The sequence below is a fragment of the Delftia sp. NA_296.1 genome (genome assembly GCF_052692095.1).
Genome location: NZ_JBQZGF010000010.1, coordinates 1 through 19493, shown reverse-complemented (window position 1 = coordinate 19493; position 19493 = coordinate 1). Strand labels below are relative to the sequence as shown.

12 protein-coding genes are annotated in these 19493 nt (G+C 61.5%); 2 read left to right on the top strand and 10 right to left on the bottom strand.

All coding sequences use genetic code 11. The features are described from left to right. Window positions 1-3: 3 nt before the first annotated feature. Together ACUTR7_RS22515 and petA are read right to left on the bottom strand one after the other, a co-directional pair. Window positions 4-1419 carry a cytochrome b gene (locus ACUTR7_RS22515; RefSeq protein ID WP_013800811.1) on the bottom strand — a complete coding sequence of 472 codons (1416 nt, stop codon included), beginning with the start codon at window positions 1417-1419 and terminating at the stop codon, window positions 4-6. 14 nt (window positions 1420-1433) lie between these two features. Then, window positions 1434-2030, bottom strand: a complete 597-nt coding sequence (petA, locus tag ACUTR7_RS22510; protein WP_012207301.1) for a ubiquinol-cytochrome c reductase iron-sulfur subunit — start codon at window positions 2028-2030, stop codon at window positions 1434-1436. Between the two features lie 149 nt (window positions 2031-2179). Here petA and mscL point away from each other — a divergent pair, with 149 nt between their 5' ends. Next, entirely contained in the window at window positions 2180-2608 is a 429-nt protein-coding gene (gene mscL, locus ACUTR7_RS22505; protein WP_012207302.1) for a large conductance mechanosensitive channel protein MscL, read from the top strand. A 92-nt stretch (window positions 2609-2700) separates the two neighbouring features. Here the strand turns inward: mscL and pdxA are convergent, their stop codons facing one another. The 3 genes from pdxA to ACUTR7_RS22490 form a co-directional block, all read right to left on the bottom strand. After that, window positions 2701-3762: a 4-hydroxythreonine-4-phosphate dehydrogenase PdxA gene (pdxA, locus tag ACUTR7_RS22500; RefSeq protein ID WP_445609873.1), complete on the bottom strand. Its 1062-nt coding sequence runs from the start codon at window positions 3760-3762 to the stop codon at window positions 2701-2703. Between the two features lie 101 nt (window positions 3763-3863). Then, window positions 3864-4616: a Nif3-like dinuclear metal center hexameric protein gene (locus ACUTR7_RS22495; RefSeq protein ID WP_445609872.1), complete on the bottom strand. Its 753-nt coding sequence runs from the start codon at window positions 4614-4616 to the stop codon at window positions 3864-3866. A gap of 74 nt (window positions 4617-4690) precedes the next feature. Next, window positions 4691-6016 (bottom strand): MFS transporter, encoded by a 1326-nt coding sequence (locus ACUTR7_RS22490; RefSeq protein WP_392415107.1) that lies wholly within the window; start codon window positions 6014-6016, stop codon window positions 4691-4693. 747 nt (window positions 6017-6763) lie between these two features. On the opposite strand from ACUTR7_RS22490, the gene ACUTR7_RS22485 reads away from it, so the two are divergent. After that, window positions 6764-8911, top strand: a complete 2148-nt coding sequence (locus ACUTR7_RS22485; RefSeq protein ID WP_445609871.1) for a LamG-like jellyroll fold domain-containing protein — start codon at window positions 6764-6766, stop codon at window positions 8909-8911. Here the strand turns inward: ACUTR7_RS22485 and ACUTR7_RS22480 are convergent. From ACUTR7_RS22480 to ACUTR7_RS22460, 5 genes are all read right to left on the bottom strand, one after another. Beyond that, on the bottom strand, window positions 8886-9149 hold the full coding sequence (locus ACUTR7_RS22480) for an integrase core domain-containing protein (protein WP_445609947.1): 264 nt from the start codon (window positions 9147-9149) through the stop codon (window positions 8886-8888). The two genes, ACUTR7_RS22485 and ACUTR7_RS22480, sit on opposite strands and share 26 nt — an antisense overlap. A 646-nt stretch (window positions 9150-9795) precedes the next feature. Then, window positions 9796-10266, bottom strand: a complete 471-nt coding sequence (locus ACUTR7_RS22475; RefSeq protein ID WP_278537580.1) for a tetratricopeptide repeat protein — start codon at window positions 10264-10266, stop codon at window positions 9796-9798. Then, window positions 10248-14672: an RHS repeat-associated core domain-containing protein gene (locus ACUTR7_RS22470; protein ID WP_445609870.1), complete on the bottom strand. Its 4425-nt coding sequence runs from the start codon at window positions 14670-14672 to the stop codon at window positions 10248-10250. Before ACUTR7_RS22470 ends, ACUTR7_RS22475 begins: the two co-directional genes overlap by 19 nt. Further along, complete coding sequence (locus tag ACUTR7_RS22465) at window positions 14672-18835, bottom strand: Ig-like domain-containing protein (RefSeq protein WP_445609869.1); 4164 nt, start codon at window positions 18833-18835, stop codon at window positions 14672-14674. Before ACUTR7_RS22465 ends, ACUTR7_RS22470 begins: the two co-directional genes overlap by 1 nt. Before the next feature lie 130 nt (window positions 18836-18965). Beyond that, window positions 18966-19493: carboxypeptidase-like regulatory domain-containing protein (locus ACUTR7_RS22460; protein ID WP_445609868.1), on the bottom strand; the 528-nt coding region annotated here is incomplete at its 5' end.

Below are 19493 nucleotides of genomic sequence, written 5' to 3'. Positions count from 1 at the left end.
GCTTCAGTGCGGCTTGAACGTCACACGATCGGGAACGGGTTTGGTCTTGCCCAGGCGGCTCCACCAGGGCATCAGCAGGAAGAAGCCGAAGTAGAACAGCGTTCCGACCTGGGACACGCGCTCGCCGATGGGCGAAGGCGGCTGCACACCGAGATAGGCCAGGATCACGAAGTTGATCACGAAGATGCCGTAGAGGTACTTGTGCCAGCTCGGACGGTAGCGGATGGACTTGACCGGGCTGCAATCGAGCCAGGGCAGCGCGAACAGGATGATCACGGCACCACCCATCACCAGCACGCCCCAGAACTTGGCGTCGATGGACAGCATCATGGCGATGACGCCCAGGGCCACGATGGCGACCACGCCCTTGACGGCGGCCGGCAGGCGCGACTTGAGCACGCCAAAGCCCGCACCCAGCAACACGCAGGCGATCAGCACATACATCATCTCGCTGGTGATGGCACGCAGCATCGAGTAGAACGGCGTGAAGTACCAGACCGGCGCAATGTGCGACGGCGTCTTCAGCGGATCGGCCGGGATGAAGTTGTTGTACTCCAGGAAGTAGCCGCCGAACTCGGGCGCGAAGAACACCACGGCCGAGAACAGGAACAGGAACACCGTCACGCCAAAGATGTCGTGCACCGTGTAGTAGGGATGGAAGGGGATGCCGTCCAGCGGATGGCCCTTGGCGTCCTTGGGCGCATTGGGGCCCTTGATCTCGATGCCGTCCGGATTGTTGGAGCCCACGTCGTGCAGCGCCAGCAAGTGGGCCACGACCAGCCCCAGCAGCACCAGGGGCACGGCGATCACGTGGAAGCTGAAGAAGCGGTTGAGCGTGGCATCGCCCACCACGTAGTCGCCACGGATCAGCAGCGCCAGGTCAGGGCCGATGAAGGGGATCGCCGAGAACAGGTTCACGATCACCTGGGCGCCCCAGTACGACATCTGGCCCCAGGGCAGCAGGTAGCCCATGAAGGCCTCGGCCATCAGCACCAGGAAGATGGCGCAGCCGAAGATCCAGACCAGTTCACGCGGCTTGCGGTACGAACCGTACAGAAGGCCGCGGAACATGTGCAGATAGACCACGACGAAGAAGGCCGACGCGCCCGTGGAGTGCATGTAGCGGATCAGCCAGCCCCAGGGCACATCGCGCATGATGTACTCGACCGAGGCGAACGCCTTCTCGGCGTCCGGCTTGTAGTGCATCACCAGGAAGATGCCGGTGACGATCTGGATCACCAGCACCAGCAGCGCCAGCGAGCCGAAGATGTACCAGAAGTTGAAGTTCTTCGGAGCGTAGTACTCCGACATGTGCACACGGTAGGCGTCGAAAGCCGTTGGAAAACGGTTCTCGAACCAGTTCGTGAGCTTGGCGCCCGCAGGCGCGTTCGGATCGATGTCCTTGAATTCGTGGGCCATTGTTCTTGTCTCCCTCAAGCCTTGTCTTCACCGATGAGGAGCTTGGTCTCCGACAGGTACATGTGCGGTGGCACCTGCAGGTTGTCGGGGGCCGGCTTGTTCTTGAAGACACGGCCAGCCATGTCAAAGGTCGAGCCATGGCAGGGGCACAGGAAGCCGCCCTTCCAGTCATTGGGCAGCGAAGGCTGCGCGCCGGGCTGGAACTTGTCGGAAGGCGAGCAGCCCAGGTGCGTGCAGATGCCGACGACGACCAGCACTTCGGGCTTGATCGAGCGGGCTTCATTCATCGCGTAGGGCGGCGTGAACTCTTCAGGGTGGCGCTTGGACTGGGGATCGGCCAGCTGGCTGTCCAGCTCGGGCAGTTCCTTGATCTGTTCCGGCGTGCGCTTGATGATCCAGACTGGCTTGCCGCGCCACTCGACCGTGAGCTTCTCGCCGTCCTTGAGTGCGGAGATATCGACCTCCACTGCAGCCCCGGCGGCCTTGGCCTTCTCGGATGGCTGGAAGGTGCTCACGAACGGGACGGCTGTCGCCACGCCGCCCACCGCGCCAGCACACGCCGACGTGATGATCCACGTCCGCTTGCTGGAGTCGATTGGAGTGTCACTCATGGGGTTCCTCGAACTACGTCGCTTGAGTTGGGGTCAACAATAAATTGTAGCGGGGCGAGTATGGTTATTCCATACCGACTCCGACATTGACAGGCTCCAAAGCCGCGCAATACTGCGCTATCTCAAACTCTTTCCAGATGGAGCCAGCCATGGGCATGATGCAGGAATTTCGTGAGTTCGCAGTTAAGGGAAACGTGGTAGATCTCGCCGTGGGCGTCATCATCGGCGGAGCGTTTGGCAAAATCGTCGATTCCGTGGTAAACGACCTGATCATGCCGGTCGTTGGCCTGGTTTTCGGCAAGCTGGACTTCTCCAATCTGTTCGTCGTGCTGGGCAGCGTGCCCCCCGGAACAGCGATGACGCTCGATGCCCTCAAGAAGGCCGGCGTCCCCGTATTTGCCTATGGGAACTTCATCACGGTGGCGGTGAATTTCATCATCCTGGCCTTCATCATTTTCATGATGGTCAAGCAGATCAACCGCCTGCGCCGCGAGGCCCCGGCCGCCCCCGCGCCGGCCCCCGTCACACCTGAAGACATCGTGCTGCTGCGCGAGATTCGCGACAGCCTCAAGCGCTGAAATTCGTGTTTTGACGCAAATCAAAACGCCCGTGGCATGGTTGCCACGGGCGTTTTCCATTACTGCAGATTCCCGGTGCTTGGGCTAGCCATTCAAGCCGCCAATTTGCGCGCCATTCGCACGGACTCAATCAGGCTGCTCGCCTCTGCAAGACCCTGCCCTGCAATATCAAAAGCCGTGCCGTGGTCCGGACTGGTGCGCACCAGCGGCAGCCCCAATGTGACATTCACGCCCTTTTCCACGCCCAGGTACTTCACGGGAATCAGTCCCTGGTCGTGGTACATGGCCAGCACCACGTCGAACTCACCGGGGTGGCCGGGCGCATTGCGGGCGCGCATGAACACCGTATCGGGCGCAAAAGGTCCATGGGCGTCCAGGCCCTCGGCACGCGCCTGGGCGATGGCCGGGGCAATGATCTCGACCTCCTCGCTGCCGAACAGGCCGCCCTCGCCCGCATGCGGGTTCAGCCCTGCCACACCGATCCGCGGCGGGCGGCCCAGACTGCGCGACAGGGCCTCATGCGTGATGCGCAAGGTCTGCAGCAGGTTGTCCTTCGTTACCGCATCGATCGCCTTGCGCAGCGAGGTATGGATGCTGACCAGCACCGTCCGCAACTCATCATTGGCCAGCATCATGCGCACCGGCATGCGGTCCAGGCCCACACCCGCATGCTGCGCAGCCTCGAACTGCAGCAGCTCGGTATGACCAGGAAAGTCCACGCCCGCAGCATGCAACGCCTCCTTGTGCAGGGGCGCCGTGACCAGAGCCGCGATTTCGCCTCGCAAGGCAGCCCGCGCGGCCCAGACCACGCAGCGCGCAGCCGCGTCACCGGCGCTGGCGCTCACCTGGCCCCAGGGCGCAGGACCGGGCAGCCCGGGCAGCTCCAGCAAGGGAATGCAGTTCGGCGGCACCTGCTCTAGTTGCTCAGCCGACTCGATGACAGCCACGGGCATGGGAATGGCGTTGTCGCCATCGCGCGCACGCGCCGCCACGGCGGCTGCCCGGCGCAGCGTCTGCAACTCGCCGACGACGAAGCAGCCGCGCATGACCTCGGGCACTTCCATGAATGCCTTAGCGATGGTCTCGGGCCCTACGCCTGCAGAGTCGCCCTGGGTGATGGCAATCGCGGCTTGGGGGTGTGTGGAATCAGGCATTTTCGGTATCCGGATCAGGCAAGCCGGTCATTCGCACCGCGCTTGCAGCAAAAGGCCTCGCCCCCTGGGCGGGCCAATAGTGGGCCACTAACAGGCCAGCATCAGGCCGGATTGTCGATCTCGATGAAACGGTGCTCCAGCCCCAGCTCCAATGCCACCTGCCCCGCCAGGGCCGGCGCACCATAGCGCTCGGTGGCATGGTGGCCGGCGGCCAGGAAGGCCACGCCTGTCTCGCGCGCCAGATGCGCCTGCGGCTCGGAAATCTCGCCCGTGATGAAGGCATCGGCCCCAGCGGCAATCGCGGCCTCGAAGAAACCTTGCGCGCCGCCCGTGCACCATGCAATGCGGCGAATGGGGCGCAGTCGCTCTTCTCCCACGCAGACAGGAGTGCGCCCCAGCGCCTGCTCCACATGCCTGCCCAGCGCCGCCGCGTCGGCAAACTCCGCCGCGGCCATCCAGCCCAGGTTCTGCTCGCCAAACGTTGCCTGGCCCTCAAGCCCCAGTTGCACGCCCAGCTGCGCGTTGTTGCCCCATTGCGGATGGACATCCAGCGGAAGATGGTAGGCAAAGAGGTTGATGTCGTGGGCCAGCAGCAGGCGGATGCGCTCCTTGAGCCAGCCCGTGATGCGGCCATCCATGCCGCGCCAGAACAGGCCATGGTGCACGAAGATGGCATCGGCCTGCGCCTCGATGGCCGCCTCGATCAGCGCCCGGCTTGCCGTCACCCCGCTGACGATGCGGCGGATCTCGCCGCGCCCCTCCACCTGCAGGCCGTTGGGACCATAGTCCTTGAAGCGCTCGGGCTGCAGCAAACCGTCGAAGTGGGCCAGGAGTTCTTGTCGCGTGGTGCTCATGAAAGGATTGTCAGCGATCCATGCGGCGCCCAACAAAAAGGGCAGCCATGCTGCCCTTCATTCCACTGCCAAGCTCAGCCGCGCCTGGGTTGCCAACCACGGCAGGCCAGGGGCCAGAAGCCGATGGCCGCGCCCAGGATGCCCATGGCCGCCACATAGTGCGCAGGCGCCATCACATCCACCTGCTGCCACACGGACACCAGCATGGGCGTCATGCCGCCGAACACCGCATAGGCCATGTTGTAGGCAAAGGACAGGCCCGTGAAACGCACCTCGGCCGGGAAGGCGCGCACGCCCACCACCGGCAGCAGCGCAATGCTGCCCACGAAAAAGCCCACCAGCGCATAGCTCCACACCAGCGAGGACGCCGTGCCCGGCAGGTTCAGATAGAACACATAGGCCGTCACCGTCATGCCCAGCCAGCCCGTGACCATGGCCACACGCGTGCCCATCTTGTCGGACAGCCAGCCCCAGAACACGCAGCCCAGCGTCAGCGTCACCGTGGCCACGGCGTTGGCCTTCATGGCCAGGGCCGCGTCGATGTGGAAGACCTTCTGCAGATAGGCCGGTGTGAACAGCACCACCACCACGATGGCCGTGGACAGCACCCAGGTCATCAGCGCCACCAGCACGCAGGCCTGGCGGTGGTCGCGCACGATGGTCTTGAGCGGCAGTTCGCGGTCGGCCTGCTTGCGAGCCATCAGCTCCTGGAAGATGGGTGTCTCATGCAGGAACTTGCGCAGGTAGACCGACACCAGGCCGAACACGCCGCCCAGGATGAAGGGCATGCGCCAGGCCCAGTCGTGGATCTCCTCGGCGCTGTAGGTGCTGTTGAGCCAGACACCGATGATGGAGCCCAGGAAAATGCCGCCCGTGATGCCCGAAGTCAGCGAGCCGATGGCAAAGCCATAGTGGCGCGCCGGCGCATGCTCGGCCACAAAGACCCAGGCGCCCGGCATCTCGCCGCCAATGGCCGCGCCCTGTAGCACGCGCATGGCCAGCAGCAAAATCGGCGCGGCAATGCCGATGGAGGCATAGGTGGGCAGCAGACCGATCACCAGCGTGGGCACGGCCATCAGGAAGATGGACAGCGTGAACATCTTCTTGCGGCCCAGGATGTCGCCAAAGTGCGCAATCAGAATGCCGCCGATGGGCCGGGCCAGATAGCCCGCTGCAAAAATGCCCAGCGTCTGCAGCTGGCGCAGCCAGTCCGGCATCTCGGCCGGGAAGAACAGCTTGCCGATGACGTTGGCGAAGAAAACGAAAACGACGAAGTCGTAGAACTCCAGGGTGCCACCCAGGGCCGACAGGCCCAGGGTCTTGTAGTCCTGTCGGTTGAGAGGACGTGCGGTCGCAACAGCAGGGGCCATGCCCGGCTGCGCTTGGTCAAGCGTAGTCATGGTTTTTTTCCAGGGATCGAACAGCAGGACGGCGCGGTGGATGCCACGGCAACGGATGAGCGTGCAGCGGCAGATCGTTCTGCAAGACTTCGGGATCGGAGGACTTGGCTCTCTCTTGGGGCCGGCTTGTGGGCCGGCGCAACAGCGAACGCGGCGTGGCGCAGTCGTCCGGGGATTCTAGGGTTTGTACTGTAGCTGTGTGGGGAGCGCGGCTTTGGCGCCGTTGGGCGCAACATCACGGCGGACCGTCTACCCGCTCTGGCGTATGGGTCATGGGAGGGCGGGCTTGCCGGCAGGCGCGCAAACGCCCTTCAACAGTGCAGCGCTTGCATCGCGCCAGCCAGATGGAATTGATCGTTCATAACCCTTGCGGCGTCTGTTGCGGGTCGCAGGCAAGGAGCCTTTGAATCGGCCCTGGATCGGCTTCCTTCACAAGCCCTCCAGACTCTGCCCGCGAAAAGGCATGACGGTCAGACCAATCCTATTTTTGCGGACATGAACAGGCTGCTGCGTGAGCATCTGGTTCGCTGATCACCGCCGCTCGCCGACGCAGGTATTCCCGATGAAGGGTCACGGCTGTCAATTTCACTCTTCAAGAAGTCCAGCCCAGCCGATTCCGGCGGAACGCAAAAGCCATGGCCCGCATATTGCAAAAAAACGACAACCAACAAATACCAAGAATGGGTATGCGGACTGTACTTCATCCATACTCGCGTTCCGGTTGGTTCAACACACAGAGGTCGTGCGGTGAGTGAATTGTTCAAAGTGAAGCGCATAGCCCGTCAAGCTGGCGCTAAATTTCTTTTACTGCTCGCAATGCTGGCGAGCAGCAGTCAATCTGTAGCCCAAAGCCTCACAGAAATCACTGGCCGCATTGAAAGCAATATCACACTGCGCGCCGCACAGTCGCCTTATACATTCCAAGGCGCCGTCGTGCTGGGCAATGACGCAACCATGAGCGTCGAGCCCGGCGTGACGATTCGCATGGCACGGAATTCCAGCTTTACTCTTCAAAAAGGTGCCTTCAACGCTGTTGGCACTTCAACCAAGCCGATCGTGATCACCTCTGCCGAAAGCACTCCGGCTGCTGGGGATTGGGGGACATGGCGCTTTACTGCTGGCACCAACAATTCGCTGACACGGTTGGCCTATGTACATTTTGAATATGGTGAGGGTATCGCCATCGAGGCTTCGTCTCCACAAATATCCAATACGATCATTCATCATCACAACGCGCCTGCAGTGATAATGGATCTGGAGTCTTCTCCCGTGGGAAACGGCAACTCGGCTTACGGAAATCTTCTGAATGCGATCGTTGTGCCATCTGGCCATATCCGAAATTCAATAACTTGGGGTTTGCTGGGCATTCCCTATCTCGTACAACAGGGCTTGATTCATGTGGGTCAAGAGGCTCTTGCTATTAAGCCCGCCAGTCTCAAACTCAATCCTGGTACTGAAAGCTCTCTTCAGATATCAATCGATACAGCGGCGCCTTCTGGCGGCATGACTCTGGACGCAGGCAGCAGCAATCCTTCAGTTGCCTCAACAAGCACCAGCATCTTCATTCCGGAGGGGCAACATAGCGCGGATCTTAAAGTTCAAGCCAACAATCTTGGCCTCGCAAAGATCACCGTCAGTCATGTCAGTCTGGGCATTGCGGAGGCTCAGGTTGAAGTGCGAGATATGCCTTTGCTAAGTCTGGCGCCTTCGAGTGCCGTGCTCAATCAAGGCGTTCGCACTGCCATGACTGTGTGTCTGCCGAATCCCGAAGCTCGCGACGTCCCCGTTCAGCTGACAGTGGCAAATCCTTCGGTACTGAATGTCTCTGCATCGGTTGTCTTGCAGGCTGGGCAGCAATGTGCCGGTTTTGATGTGACTGGTCTGGCTGCCGGTGCGACCCGTTTGACCGCTCACGCCGAGAACTTCTCCTCTGTACTCGCAACCCTCGTCGTGCGTGGCGAGACGACAGTGTCGGTGCCGACGGACAAGCGCCTTCTGGTTTCTGCGGCACGGGGAGAGAGCTATTTCAGCCAGCTTTCCGGCCAAGTTGTTTCGTCTGCATCTTCTTCTGTTGTCTGGATGCTTGCTGCAGGAACACTACCGGACGGGCTGACGCTGAATGCGCAAGGCCTCATCAGCGGCGTGAGTACCGCTGCCAATGGGTACTACAAGTTCGCGGTTCAGGCTTTTGATCCCGACAGCAATGTATTGGAGTCATTTGACGTCGAAATGGGGGTTGGTGCAGTCGTACTGCTGATGCATTTTGACGGAGAGAATTCTGGAACCACCTTTTTCGAAGAGACGGGAAAAAATGTATCCAGAAACGGTACGGTGCTCACGAGGGGGGATGTGAAAAAAGTAGGCACTGCGAGCGTGCGCTTTGATGGCAGCGGATCGATGTTGCATGTTCCATATTCGGAAGACATGAATCTCTCCAGTTCAGACTTCACCATTGAGTTTTGGCTGTATTTGCGAGCCTGGAGTGGAACGTCGCTGTACGGGACGGTGCTTTCCAAAAGAACCAGCGGAATCGATCATGACTACAGCATCATCAACAACGATGCAGAAATTGGTTTTCAATATGCCAGCCCAACGGCAGGCAACGCATGGTTTAGCATGGGGCTGCATGATGTGGCACAGAATCAATGGGCTCACTTTGCAGTGTCACGCCTGGGCAATCAGCTCTACGGCTACCGCAATGGAGTAGAGATGAACCGAGTGACACTTTCACGTAATTTGAACAACTCAGCCCTCATTACACAGTTTGGCCAAAGTCTTGGGTATGGTGATTCGTACCTCAACGCCAATGTGGATGAATTGCGCATCACTAAGGGAGTGGCTCGCTACATCGGTGGCTTCACCCCTCCCACTAGGGCGTCGGATTTTCCACGATGAGATTTCTCGCTGGTATTTTCCACATACCCGGTCGCTTCAAAACTGGAGTTGAGCGACTTTCCAGTTGTTGATCTAACCTCTTTTTGACGAATTCGCTTGGGGTCAGGTAGCCAAGCCAACCGTGCGGGCGGTGATGGTTGTGGTCATGCTGCCAAGCCTTCAAATTCTCCCGCGCATCCTGCATCGTAATGAGTCCCCGTCTCTTAATTAAAATACTGTCCGTAAACCACAGGTTCATCCGAGTGCGGTTGCCGCTGCGCTCAAGCGTGTGCCCAAAGCTCTCGTTCAAGGCCTACCAGGATGAACGACCCGTTGCATCGCTGGCAACCTAGGGCGTGCTCAGGTGGTCGTTGTGCAGGTAGCCGGGATCGCCCGGGCGGGTGAAGGCGCTGGGGCTGGTGTAGTCATGGTTTTTTCCAGGGATCGAACAGCAGGACGGCGCGGTGGATGCTACCGCAACGGATGAGCGCGCGGCGGCAGATCGTTCTGCAAGACTGCGGGATCGGAGGACTTGGCTCTCTCTTGCGGCCGGCGCAACAGCGAACGCGGCGTGGCGCAGTCGGTCGGTGGGTCTGGAGGTTGTACTGTAGCTGGGCGGGGAGCGCGGATTTTGGGGCCTTGGGGCTAGCCTGTGGCGCCTGGGCCGACAGGCTCGCCGTACACCTCCCTCAAGGTTACTTACTCTTTAATTGCACTTGGTCCCCATTCACTCTACCTTTCCCAGATCAAGGCTATAGCCCATCCTCATTGATTATGACGGCGCGGCATGTCGCCATTATCTAAATCCACCAATGATAATTCAAGTCCTATCAAATACCAGATGCAATGGCGCTCGAAAATTCAGTTAAATATTTTTCAAAACTCATAAACAGCGACTCCCATTCTTATAAACTCATCTTTTGCTGCATAAAAATTCCCACAAGCTCCCGCTCCACTGAATTCGTATACTGTTGTATTTCTTTGTAATTAAGAGAAGCCTCCGCCCAATATTTAGATTTATCTTCATTTTTTTGCAAACCATAGAGTCCAGATTTATAGCACCAAGATAAAAATGAACAGGCGCTGGGATGAAAAGAATCGGCAGCCAGTCTAATTAATAGTAATCCAAAAGGTGAATCCGTCTTCACGTCCTTCTCACCATCAATCAGCATACTCCCAGCATTCCACAGTGATTCCACCAATCCCACCTTTGCGGCCTCCAAATACCACTTTAAGGCAGAAACGTTATCACATGTTCCATCAACAGCTCCTGTAGCATAATAAACACCTAACAGATTCTGCGCTTCTGCATCACCTTTACGGGCAGCAGCAGTTAAATGTATTAAATCATCCGATGTTACCGTGGCCTTGGGCATGCTACGACTCTCCCACTTACAAAACAAGCTACTGCTTGACAATGTCTCAATTGACAACCTTGCGCACCAATATACCCTAGATTAGCGCTTGCATCTGACTGTGCTCTAGCGCTTGCTTCTGTAAAAGTGCCACCATATGCATGCCCTCCTATGAAATCGGGGCAATTCACACAACCTACAGACTTTTTAACATGGCAACTCACATATACATGCCAAGTATCTCGCTTGCGCCATGGGCGATCATGAGGGTCTTCTTTTTCAGATGGAGGCGTTACTGGAGGAAGGGGTACGGCAGGCCGCCCACCACCTGTAACTCCGGCACCTGATTTCCCTCCACCACCAGATCCTCCCCGGCCGCCACCCATGCCTATGCCAATACCGCCCCCACCACCTTCCAGGGGGTTATAAGCTATGGGGTTACCAACACCTTTTATCAAACCCCATGAATCAATAAATGATATCGGATCTCCATCAACATATACGTATTCATTTTCACTAGAAAATGCACCCAATGGATCCAACTCCGAATATCGACCAATTTCTCCAATATAATTTCTAAATAAATTATAATTTCTCAAAGATTCAATATCAAAATACTGCCCCGGAAACCTTAAATTCATCTCCACCTGACTTTGCGGCAGTGCCCCCGCAGCTCCAAACGCTTGAGCCACAGCTTTCCACGTCATTGCACCCTGTTTACTGGTGCCCAGCATCGGCGTTCCCAGATGATCCGTATGCAGGTAGTGGACGCTGGTGTTCTTGTTTGTCAATTGCGCTTCGCTGATCTCCGCCTGCCATACAGGATCCGTGCTCCATAGCTCCTGCTGCGCTTTCTGGGGATCGAAGGCATACGCCCTTGTTATCTGCCCCTGTTCATCGGCCTCGCCCAGCAATCCCGTGTCGCTGTAGAAAAAGTAAGTGACCTTGGTGGCCTGGCCCTCCTTGACCTCTTTCGAGATGCGCCGCCCCAGTGGGTCATAACGGTAGTTGGCTTCAATGCTCGGCGTGTTCTGGCCTGCCGCTGTGCTGGCATAGCGAGTCAGTCGCTCTGCGGCGTTGTAGCTGTAGCTTCTTTCCCCCTGGTCACTGCTTTCCCTGGCTGTATGTCCCTGGGGCGTGTACTCCACCTGGGTTTGAGTAGGTTGCGCTGTCTTGTCGAAGGGCCGCAGGCGCGGGTAACTGGTGAGCTGGTTGTCAGCGTTGTAGCTCCACTGCCCCATTTGGTGGCCGCTGAAGACACGGTTGTGCACGGCGTCGTACTGGTATTGCTCGGTGGGCAGACCCAGGTCCTTGAGTGGCTGGTCTGGTGCAGCCTTGGTCAGCCGGTCCAGGTTGTCGTAGCCATATTCGGTCTTACCCAGATCGCTGTCGATCTGGGTGATGTTGCCGGCCTTGTCGTATTGGTAGTGACGCCTCGCCAGCAGTTCGGCTGTGGCGTTCTTCACTTCGATGGACAGCGGTCGCTGAAGGGCGTCCAGACTGATGGTTTTGGTGGCGCCCGGAGCTTCTATGCGCGTGGCCGTGAGCCATTGGTAGTTGCCGTAGCGGATCTGGCTCTGGTCGGGCAGGGTCACCATGCTTAGGCGGCCCTTGTCGTAGCTGTAGTGGCCTGCGCTGCCGTCGGGGTAGGTGTGGCCCGCCAGTTGGCCATCGGCGTTGTAGCTTTGGCCTACCGTGAAGCTGAAGCTGCCCGTGTTGTCCACCTTGCCGTAGGTGACCTTGTTCTGGGTGATTCGGCCTTGCGCGTCCTTGTCGTAGGTGGCGCTGCCGATCAGGTTCTGCTGGCCGTCCTTTTGTTCGTAGGCTGTGAGCAGACCGTCGGCGTCGTATTGGTAGGTGATGCTTTGATCGGTTTCCTTCCCGCCTAGCTGGTGCTCTTCCTGCACCATGCGGCCGGCCTTGTCATAGGCGTAGCTGCGGGTGTTGCCTCCAGCGTCCGTGCGTTGTGTCAGTTGGCCTGCGGCATCGTAGGCATACAGAATGGCACCGCCCATGGGGCGGGTTTCCTTGATCAGGCGCCCGGCCTTGTCGTATTCGAATTTGTGGGTGTTGCCCTTGGCGTCAGTGAGGCTGGTGAGCTGGTCGTGGGCGTTCCAGGTCTGTTTCGTGGCCTGGGCCAGCGGATCGGTGGTTTTGACGAGGCGACCCAGTCCATCGTATTCGTAGATGTTGGTTCGGCCTGCCGGGTCGATGGTGGCAACCCGCTGGCCCAGGCTGTCGTACTGCTGGTGTTGGGTGCGGGTCTGGTCCGGGGTCGAGGGATTCGCTAGATGCTGGGTAACGGCGGTCTGCCGGCCGTTTGGGTCGTATTGGTAGGCTTCCTTGTACGTGGGGTACTGGGTGGCGATGAGTAGACCGGCCTGTGCTGTTTCGTCTTCCCCGTATGTGTAGGTGATGGTGTTGCCTGCGGCGTCGATGCTGCGGGCCGTGCGACCACGGTTGTCGTAGGTGGTCTGGGTAACAAGACCACTAGGGCTGGTGGTACTCAGGGGCAGACCCGTGCTGTCGTAAGTGATACGCGTGCCGCTTCCCTGTGTCTGGCCGGGGGCAATGGTTTCGATGACCCGACCTTCCTGGTCGTAGCGGGTTTGCTGGATTCGCCCTGCTGCGCTGGTGCTCTGGGTGCGCCGTCCCCTGGCGTCGTATTGGTGGACCGTGCTCTGGCCCAGGGCGTTGGTGGCCTTAGTGAGCCGCCCTGCGGCGTCGAAGCCCAGCGTGGCGGTGTTACCCAGGACGTCCGTCTGCGTTGCAGGTAGACCCCTGGCGTCGTAGCTCGCCTTGCTGGTATGGCCCAGCGGATCCGTGGCCTCGATCAGGCTGCCGTTGTTGTCGTAGCGGTAGGTGGTGGTGCGGGCATCGTCTGCCGTGCCGTCGCCTGCTCCCGTGCTGCGGCTCGTCAGTTGACCGTAGCTGTCGTACTGGTAGCGCGTGGTGCGCTGTTCAGGCCGGCCCAGGGCTTCGGTCCAGATGGTGACGCGGCCTTTGTCGTCATGACTCCAGGTGCTGGTGATGCCGCCCTGGTTGATGTGCTTTGTCCTGAGGCCTCGTACAGGCTCGTATTCGTATTGGTCGCGGCTGCCATCGGAGTGAATGATTTGCAGCGGCTGGTAGTTGTAGTCGTAGTGGGTGGTGGTGGTCAGGCCCCGCGCGTCGATGGCGCGGGTCTGGTAGTTGCCGTCCCAGAGGGTTTTTGCTGCGGGTTTGCCGTTGAAGGTTCTTTCGAGCTCGTTGCCTTCACGGTCGTAGAGGTAGACGGTGGTGTTGCCCCGGCAGTCCAGGTAGGTGACGAGGAACTGGCGTTTCTCTCGCAGGTACTGGTTCTTGCCCGTGGAAGCGCAGCCCTGTCCATCGAATTTGCCGACCCGGCCACCGCCCCAGAGGTTGGCGAGTTTGCTGGTGGTGCCGCTGGTGCCCGTGGGGTCCAGGACCTTGCCGGCGGCGCCCAGGGTGAGCAGCGGTGCGGGGGCAGGGATGCTTTGGCTGTACTGGACCGTGACCTGGGCGCCCAGGGGGTCGGTGCGGCTGGTGAGCTGGCCGTTGCCGTCGTAGGTGTAGCTCCAGCGCTGGCCCATGACGTCGGTGGCCTGGGTGAGCAACTGCCCATTCCATTGGTAGCTGACGCTGCGCCCGGCCCGGTCTTCGATGCGGGTGATGAGGCCATTGGCCAGCGTGGCCGTGTAGACGGTGCCGCCGTGGTGGTCCAGGATGCGGGCCCGCGTGGCGCTGTCGTAGGCAAAGCGCACGTTGATGCCGTTGGTGTTGGCGTAGCCCAGGATGCGGCCCTGTGCGTCGTAGTCGATGCTGTTGCCCAGGCGGTCGTACCAGCGCCACTGTGCTTGCGGGTTCTGGGCACTGCCGCCTTCGGCAAGCCGCTTGATGAAGACGGGCGCGTTGTTCTTGCCCTTGGCGATGTAGAGGTCGGCCTGGCCGCTGCGCTCGTACAGGACGCCTGCGCGTTCGATGAGCCGGGCGTCACGACCCAGCGGGTCGAGTTCAAAGTTCAAAGGCGCCCAGGCCGGATTGAGCCACCAGCGGCCCTGGCTCCAGCTGCGCACGATATCCAGCGGGCCGCCCAGGACCTGTACGCGCAGGTCGATGTGGGTTTCCGTGTATTCGCCGTTGATCCAGCGCACCTGGGGTTCGCTGGCCTGGGTGGTGAGGGAGTAGCCGGGATCGCCCGGGCGGGTGAAGGCACTGGAACTGGAGTAGTCCTGCGCGTTGACCATCGATGGCAGCAGGCTTGCTGCTGCAAGGACTGCGCACAGCCAACCGTGCACAGCATGTTTTCTGTTTCTCATTTCTTCCCCTCTCGTCTCGCGAATCGTTTGCCTTATTGAATGCATCTCTTGGGCTGACGGCCGGGCGATGTCCGGTCGTGGCTGATGTGTGGTGAATGCTTTTTGCATTAGCGGAAGTCGCCTCCACCTCCTGCGCCTCCGCCGCCCGAACCGCCTCCGCCAGAGCCTCCTCCACCGGGGCCCGCGCCACCGCCTGCGCAGCACTGGCCACGGCAGGTGGGCGTGCATTCGGGGGCCAGCGGCAGCGGGGTTCCTTGCGCACCGCCGCCTGCACCGCCCCAGCCCGGGTAGCCTGGGCCGCAATACTCACGGCCATTGATCACCTGGCATCTGGTGTCGGGCTGCCAAGGAGGAGTTGCGCCAGATCCGCCTCCGCAAGCACCGCCGACCAGCCGACCGAATGTGGAGGAAACCGTGCGCGTTTCTTCCTCTCCATTGGCACAGACCCAGCCACATTCCGCCGTGGCCCACTGCGCATAGGACGAGCAGCTGCCCGCATTGCGCGCATTCACCACGATGCTCTGCACGGCACCCATCTCCGCCGAGCGCGCCTGCCTGAAGCCCATGCTGCGCGGGTGCAGCTTGACGGCCGTGATGCGGTAGGGAATGACCACGCGCTGCTTGGCGGCCAGGGTCTTGGGGATGTCGGCCAGGAATTCGTAGCGGTAGTACTCGTCGGACTGCGGCGGTGTGAAGACGACCTTGTCGGCCTGGATCAGGCCGTAGTTGGTCAGCGTCAGCTCGCCCGTGAATTCCTCGCCCACCTGCAGCTCGGGCAGGCTGATGGACAGGGGCTCCAGCAGCACCACGGGGGCCGGTACCTGGGTCTGGAAGGTGGCTTCCAGGGTGATCTGGTACTCGTCCTTGATGGTGGTTTCCGTCACGCTGAAGTCGATGCTGATGGTCTGGTACTGCAGGTGCACGCGCTCCGAGGTGGTGACGCCCGGGCGCACGAAGATGCGGCCCGACCTGTCGGCATGGCGCGGGCCGCTGGCGCGGTAGGTGTAGGTGCCGGGCGGCAGGTCGGTGAGCACGGCCTTGCCCTGCGCGTCCGTAGTGAGGGTGCGCAGATAGGTGAGCACGGCATCGTTTTGCAGGCGTATGCGCACGTTGGCCACGCCCGGTATGGGCTTGCCGCCCGCGTCCAGCGTTTCCGTGAACAGGTCGGTGGCATGGAAGCTCAGCCCGCCCTGCCCGCTTTGCGTGACGGCCACCGAGACGGGTATGGTGCCCGTGCCCTGGTTGCTGGCCGTGATCTGCAGTCGGTAGTTGTAGATGCCGTCGGCCACGTCCTTGCCGGGGCTTGCCGTGACCTGGATGGGCACCTGGGCGCCCACGTCCACGGCGCCGATGTGGCTGGCGCTGGACAGGAAGATCCAGGAAGGCGCGGCCCGGCCATCCTTGTCCACCAGCTGGACCTTCACGTCCTGGGCTGCCACCAGGCCACGGTTGCCGATGGTGATGCTCTCGGTGACGGTCTTTTCCTGCTGTACCCCGGTTTCTATGTAGGTGGGATTGGCAAACAGCTCGGGCAGGGCCTGCACCAGCCGGTAGTGGATGGTGAAGCTGCCCCGGGGCGTGTCCCCTGTCTCGCTGGCGTAGGCCGTGAGCACGACGGTGCCCGTCTCCCCGGCCGATGCACTGCCCGTGAAGCGGATGACCATGGGCACCGAGGCGCCTGCGGCCACGTTGACCGGCGCACCCGGCTCCACGCTGATGCCCGGCGGCAGGCTGCCGCTGGGCTGCTGTGCCGGAACCACGGCCCAGCGCACGCCGGTGGCGCCTGTGCCGGCGCTGGCACGCGCGTTGACCGTGATGCTGGCGGCAAAGCCGCGCGGCGCGGTGAGCTGGTAGCTGGCCAGGTCGAAGCTCAGCCGGTTGATGGTGAAGCGCCCCTGCTCGGTGGTGGTGGTCTCTTCCGGATGGATGACGGAGACGATGTAGGTGCCGTTGTCATTGGCCGTGGGCACGAATTCGTAGCGGTACTGGCCGCTGTCGTCGGTGGCAATGCCTATGCGCCGCTTGAAGCCCGAGATGTCCAGCACCATGCGCAATGCTGCGTTGGGCATGGGCTGTCCGCTGGCTCGTGACACGGCGGCACCGGCTATGACGACGCGTTGCGCGCCGTACGAGACCGCCGGGCTGACGGAGCTGACCGTGCCCGTGTAGGGCGTCTTGGGCTGCTCGGGCTCGGGCGGCTTGTTGTTCACGGTGACGGAGCGCGTGGCCTCGCCGGTCTTGCCCGCCTTGCTGGTGGCCACGGCCCTGAGCGTGAGGGCACCGTTGGCCACGCCCGACGTGTCCCACTGCACGCTGTACGGAGCCTGCGTGGCCGAGCCGATCAGGCTGCCGTTGGCGAAGAAATCGACCTTGGCAATGCCGTCCGGTGCCGAGGCGGCGACACCGACGGCCGTGCTGCCGACCACGGTGGCATCCTGGCCCGGCATGGTGAAGTTCACCGTCGGAGCCGCGATGGCATAGGTCACGGCAACCGCCGCGCTCCTCGGGCTGGTGCCGCGCGCATTGCTGGCCGTCGCTTCGATGCGGTGCGCGCCTTCGGATGGCAGGGTCAGGCTGCCGGAGAAGCTGCCATTGGCTGGCACGGCCATCGGGCTGCCCACGGCCTGACCGCCCAGATACAGCTGCACCTGCGAGCCCGCCATGGCCGTGCCGGAGACGGCCAGTTGCGGCGTGGACACCTGTGCGTTGTTGACGGGCTGCGCGATGACGGGAGCCGGCGGCGCGCTGAGGCTGAGCGTGAACGGGATGTCCAGTACCGCTGCGACCCCGTCCACGTCGGTGGCCGTGATGCCGAACCTGTGCGTGCCGTTGGGCAGTTGCGCAAAGTCGATGAACTGGTTGTGGCTGAAGGAACTGCTGGCGTCGCCGCTGCGCTCGAAGATCTGCAGGCCGTTGATGGTGGCCTTAACGTTGGCAATGCCGATGGGGCTTTGTGCGGACACGACCAATTCGCCCGGCGCGGAGATTGTCGCATTGGGCGCGAGCGCCGCGCCTGCAAAGGTAGCGGTGAGGGCCGGGCCTTGTCCGGCCTTTTTCTGCACCTGTACCGGACGCGTTGCAGTGTTGCTCAGGCCGATGCCGTTCGTGGCCCTGGCCTGCAGGGTATAGCTGCCGTTGCGCACGGCAGCCAGCGCCCAGGTGGTCTGGAAAGGTGCTTCGGTCAGCAGGGCCAGGCGCTGGCCATCCACCAGGATTTCCACCTGCTGCACGCCTTCAGGCTCGGTCACGTTGATGGCGATGGTCGTGTCCTGCTCCAGCACGGCCCCAGCGGCCGGCTGGGCGAACTGCACCAAAGGACCTTCAGGTGCGTATGCAATGGGTTGTGGCAGCGAGAACTGGTTGATGCCACCCTGTGCCGTGCGGAACTGCACATGGATCATCTTGTCCCCCGCCCCCATGGACAGCGTGTAGCTTGCCCGCATGGGGTGGCCGGTCATGCTCTGCCATGCAGCACTGTCGAACTGATCGCTTTCCTGCAGGCGGAACTGCGCGGCCTGCGGGCAGTCAAGGCGCACCTGCACGGCACGCACGCGCGTGGCATAGCCTTGCGTGGGCGCGATGGTGCAGGCCAGTACGGGCTCGGCCGTCAGGTGGGAGCCATAGTCCACGCCCGTGCTGACCGCATTGCCCTGCCCTGCCGGATTGCCCACGGCATCGCGCGGACCACTGGCGTGGCCCCACCAGTTGCCCTGGGCCTGGACGATGCTGGCCGGGCTGGTGTTGCGTATGCCGAACTGGCTGTTGCCCGAGATATCTGATTCACCAACGGCCGGCGTGGCGCCCTGCTCTGCCAGCAATCCCACGCCGTTGCCAGCGATGCGCGAACGCGTGATGCGGGGACTGCCGCTGCCGACCACCCGGATTCCCACGGCGTTGTCCGTGAGCTGCAGCCGCTCGAAACCGTAGCCTGCACCTGCCAGTACCAGAGCGGCACCACCTGCCATGTGGCCGGGCAGGCCCTCCGCGCCTCCGGCATAGCGAATGGCCAGGCCGTCCAGTTTCAGGCTGGCGGGGGCGGTTTCAGGCGCTACCAGCACGCCCAGCCAGTCACTGGCCTGTGGCGCCCGGGACTGTGGCCCCTGCGCCTGCACCGGGCCCAGTTGCGCGTCGTCGTGGCTGCTGGTCAGCACCACGGAAGATCCCGTTTGCAGGCCGCTGCGCACGCTGATGCCGGCGCCCTGGCCGAATTTGACGATCACGCCATCAGCAATGGTCAGTTGCGCCGTGTCGGCGGCAATGGCCGTGCTCATGCCCAATGCGATGGCCAGGGCCGCAACGGAACGACGCCGAAGCGCTGACAGCGGTTTGTGCCATGCGGCCACGGAAAGCGTAAAGCGTGCGCACTGGAAAAATGGGGAGCGTTGCATGCTCATCTCTTTCTTATGGGTTCACCGTGATCGGGCCGCTGGTCGCCGGCGTGAAGCCGGGGGAGCTGGCCGTGATCTGGGTGGTTCCGGGGGCGACCGCAGTGAAGGTGGCGTAGCCCGAGTTGCCCGAGTTGGCATTCCAGGTGACGCTGTCGGTGATCGTGCCTACGGAGGGGACGGAGCTGGTGAAGGTGATGGTCAGGGGAGCTGACGGGTATTGGTTCGTTGACCAGTAGGCCCCGGGGACTTCAGCAGAGACAGAGATATAGGCCGCCCTCTGCCCCTCTGCCAAAGAGGCAGGAGCGGACTGAAGGCGCAGCCTCGGCGCCACGGTTTCCGCGTTGAGATAGACGGGATCCATGCCTGCAGCAGAAGCTTCGATCTGGGTTGAGCCAGCATCCAAGCCGCTCACGCTGATGTACGCATAGCTTTGCCCCGCAGGAATCGTCACCGTCGCAGGCGTCTCGCATATCTGCGCTGCCACGCAACGCAGATTCACCGTCACCGCATCGGCCCCGTTGCTGACCACGCCATTGATCAG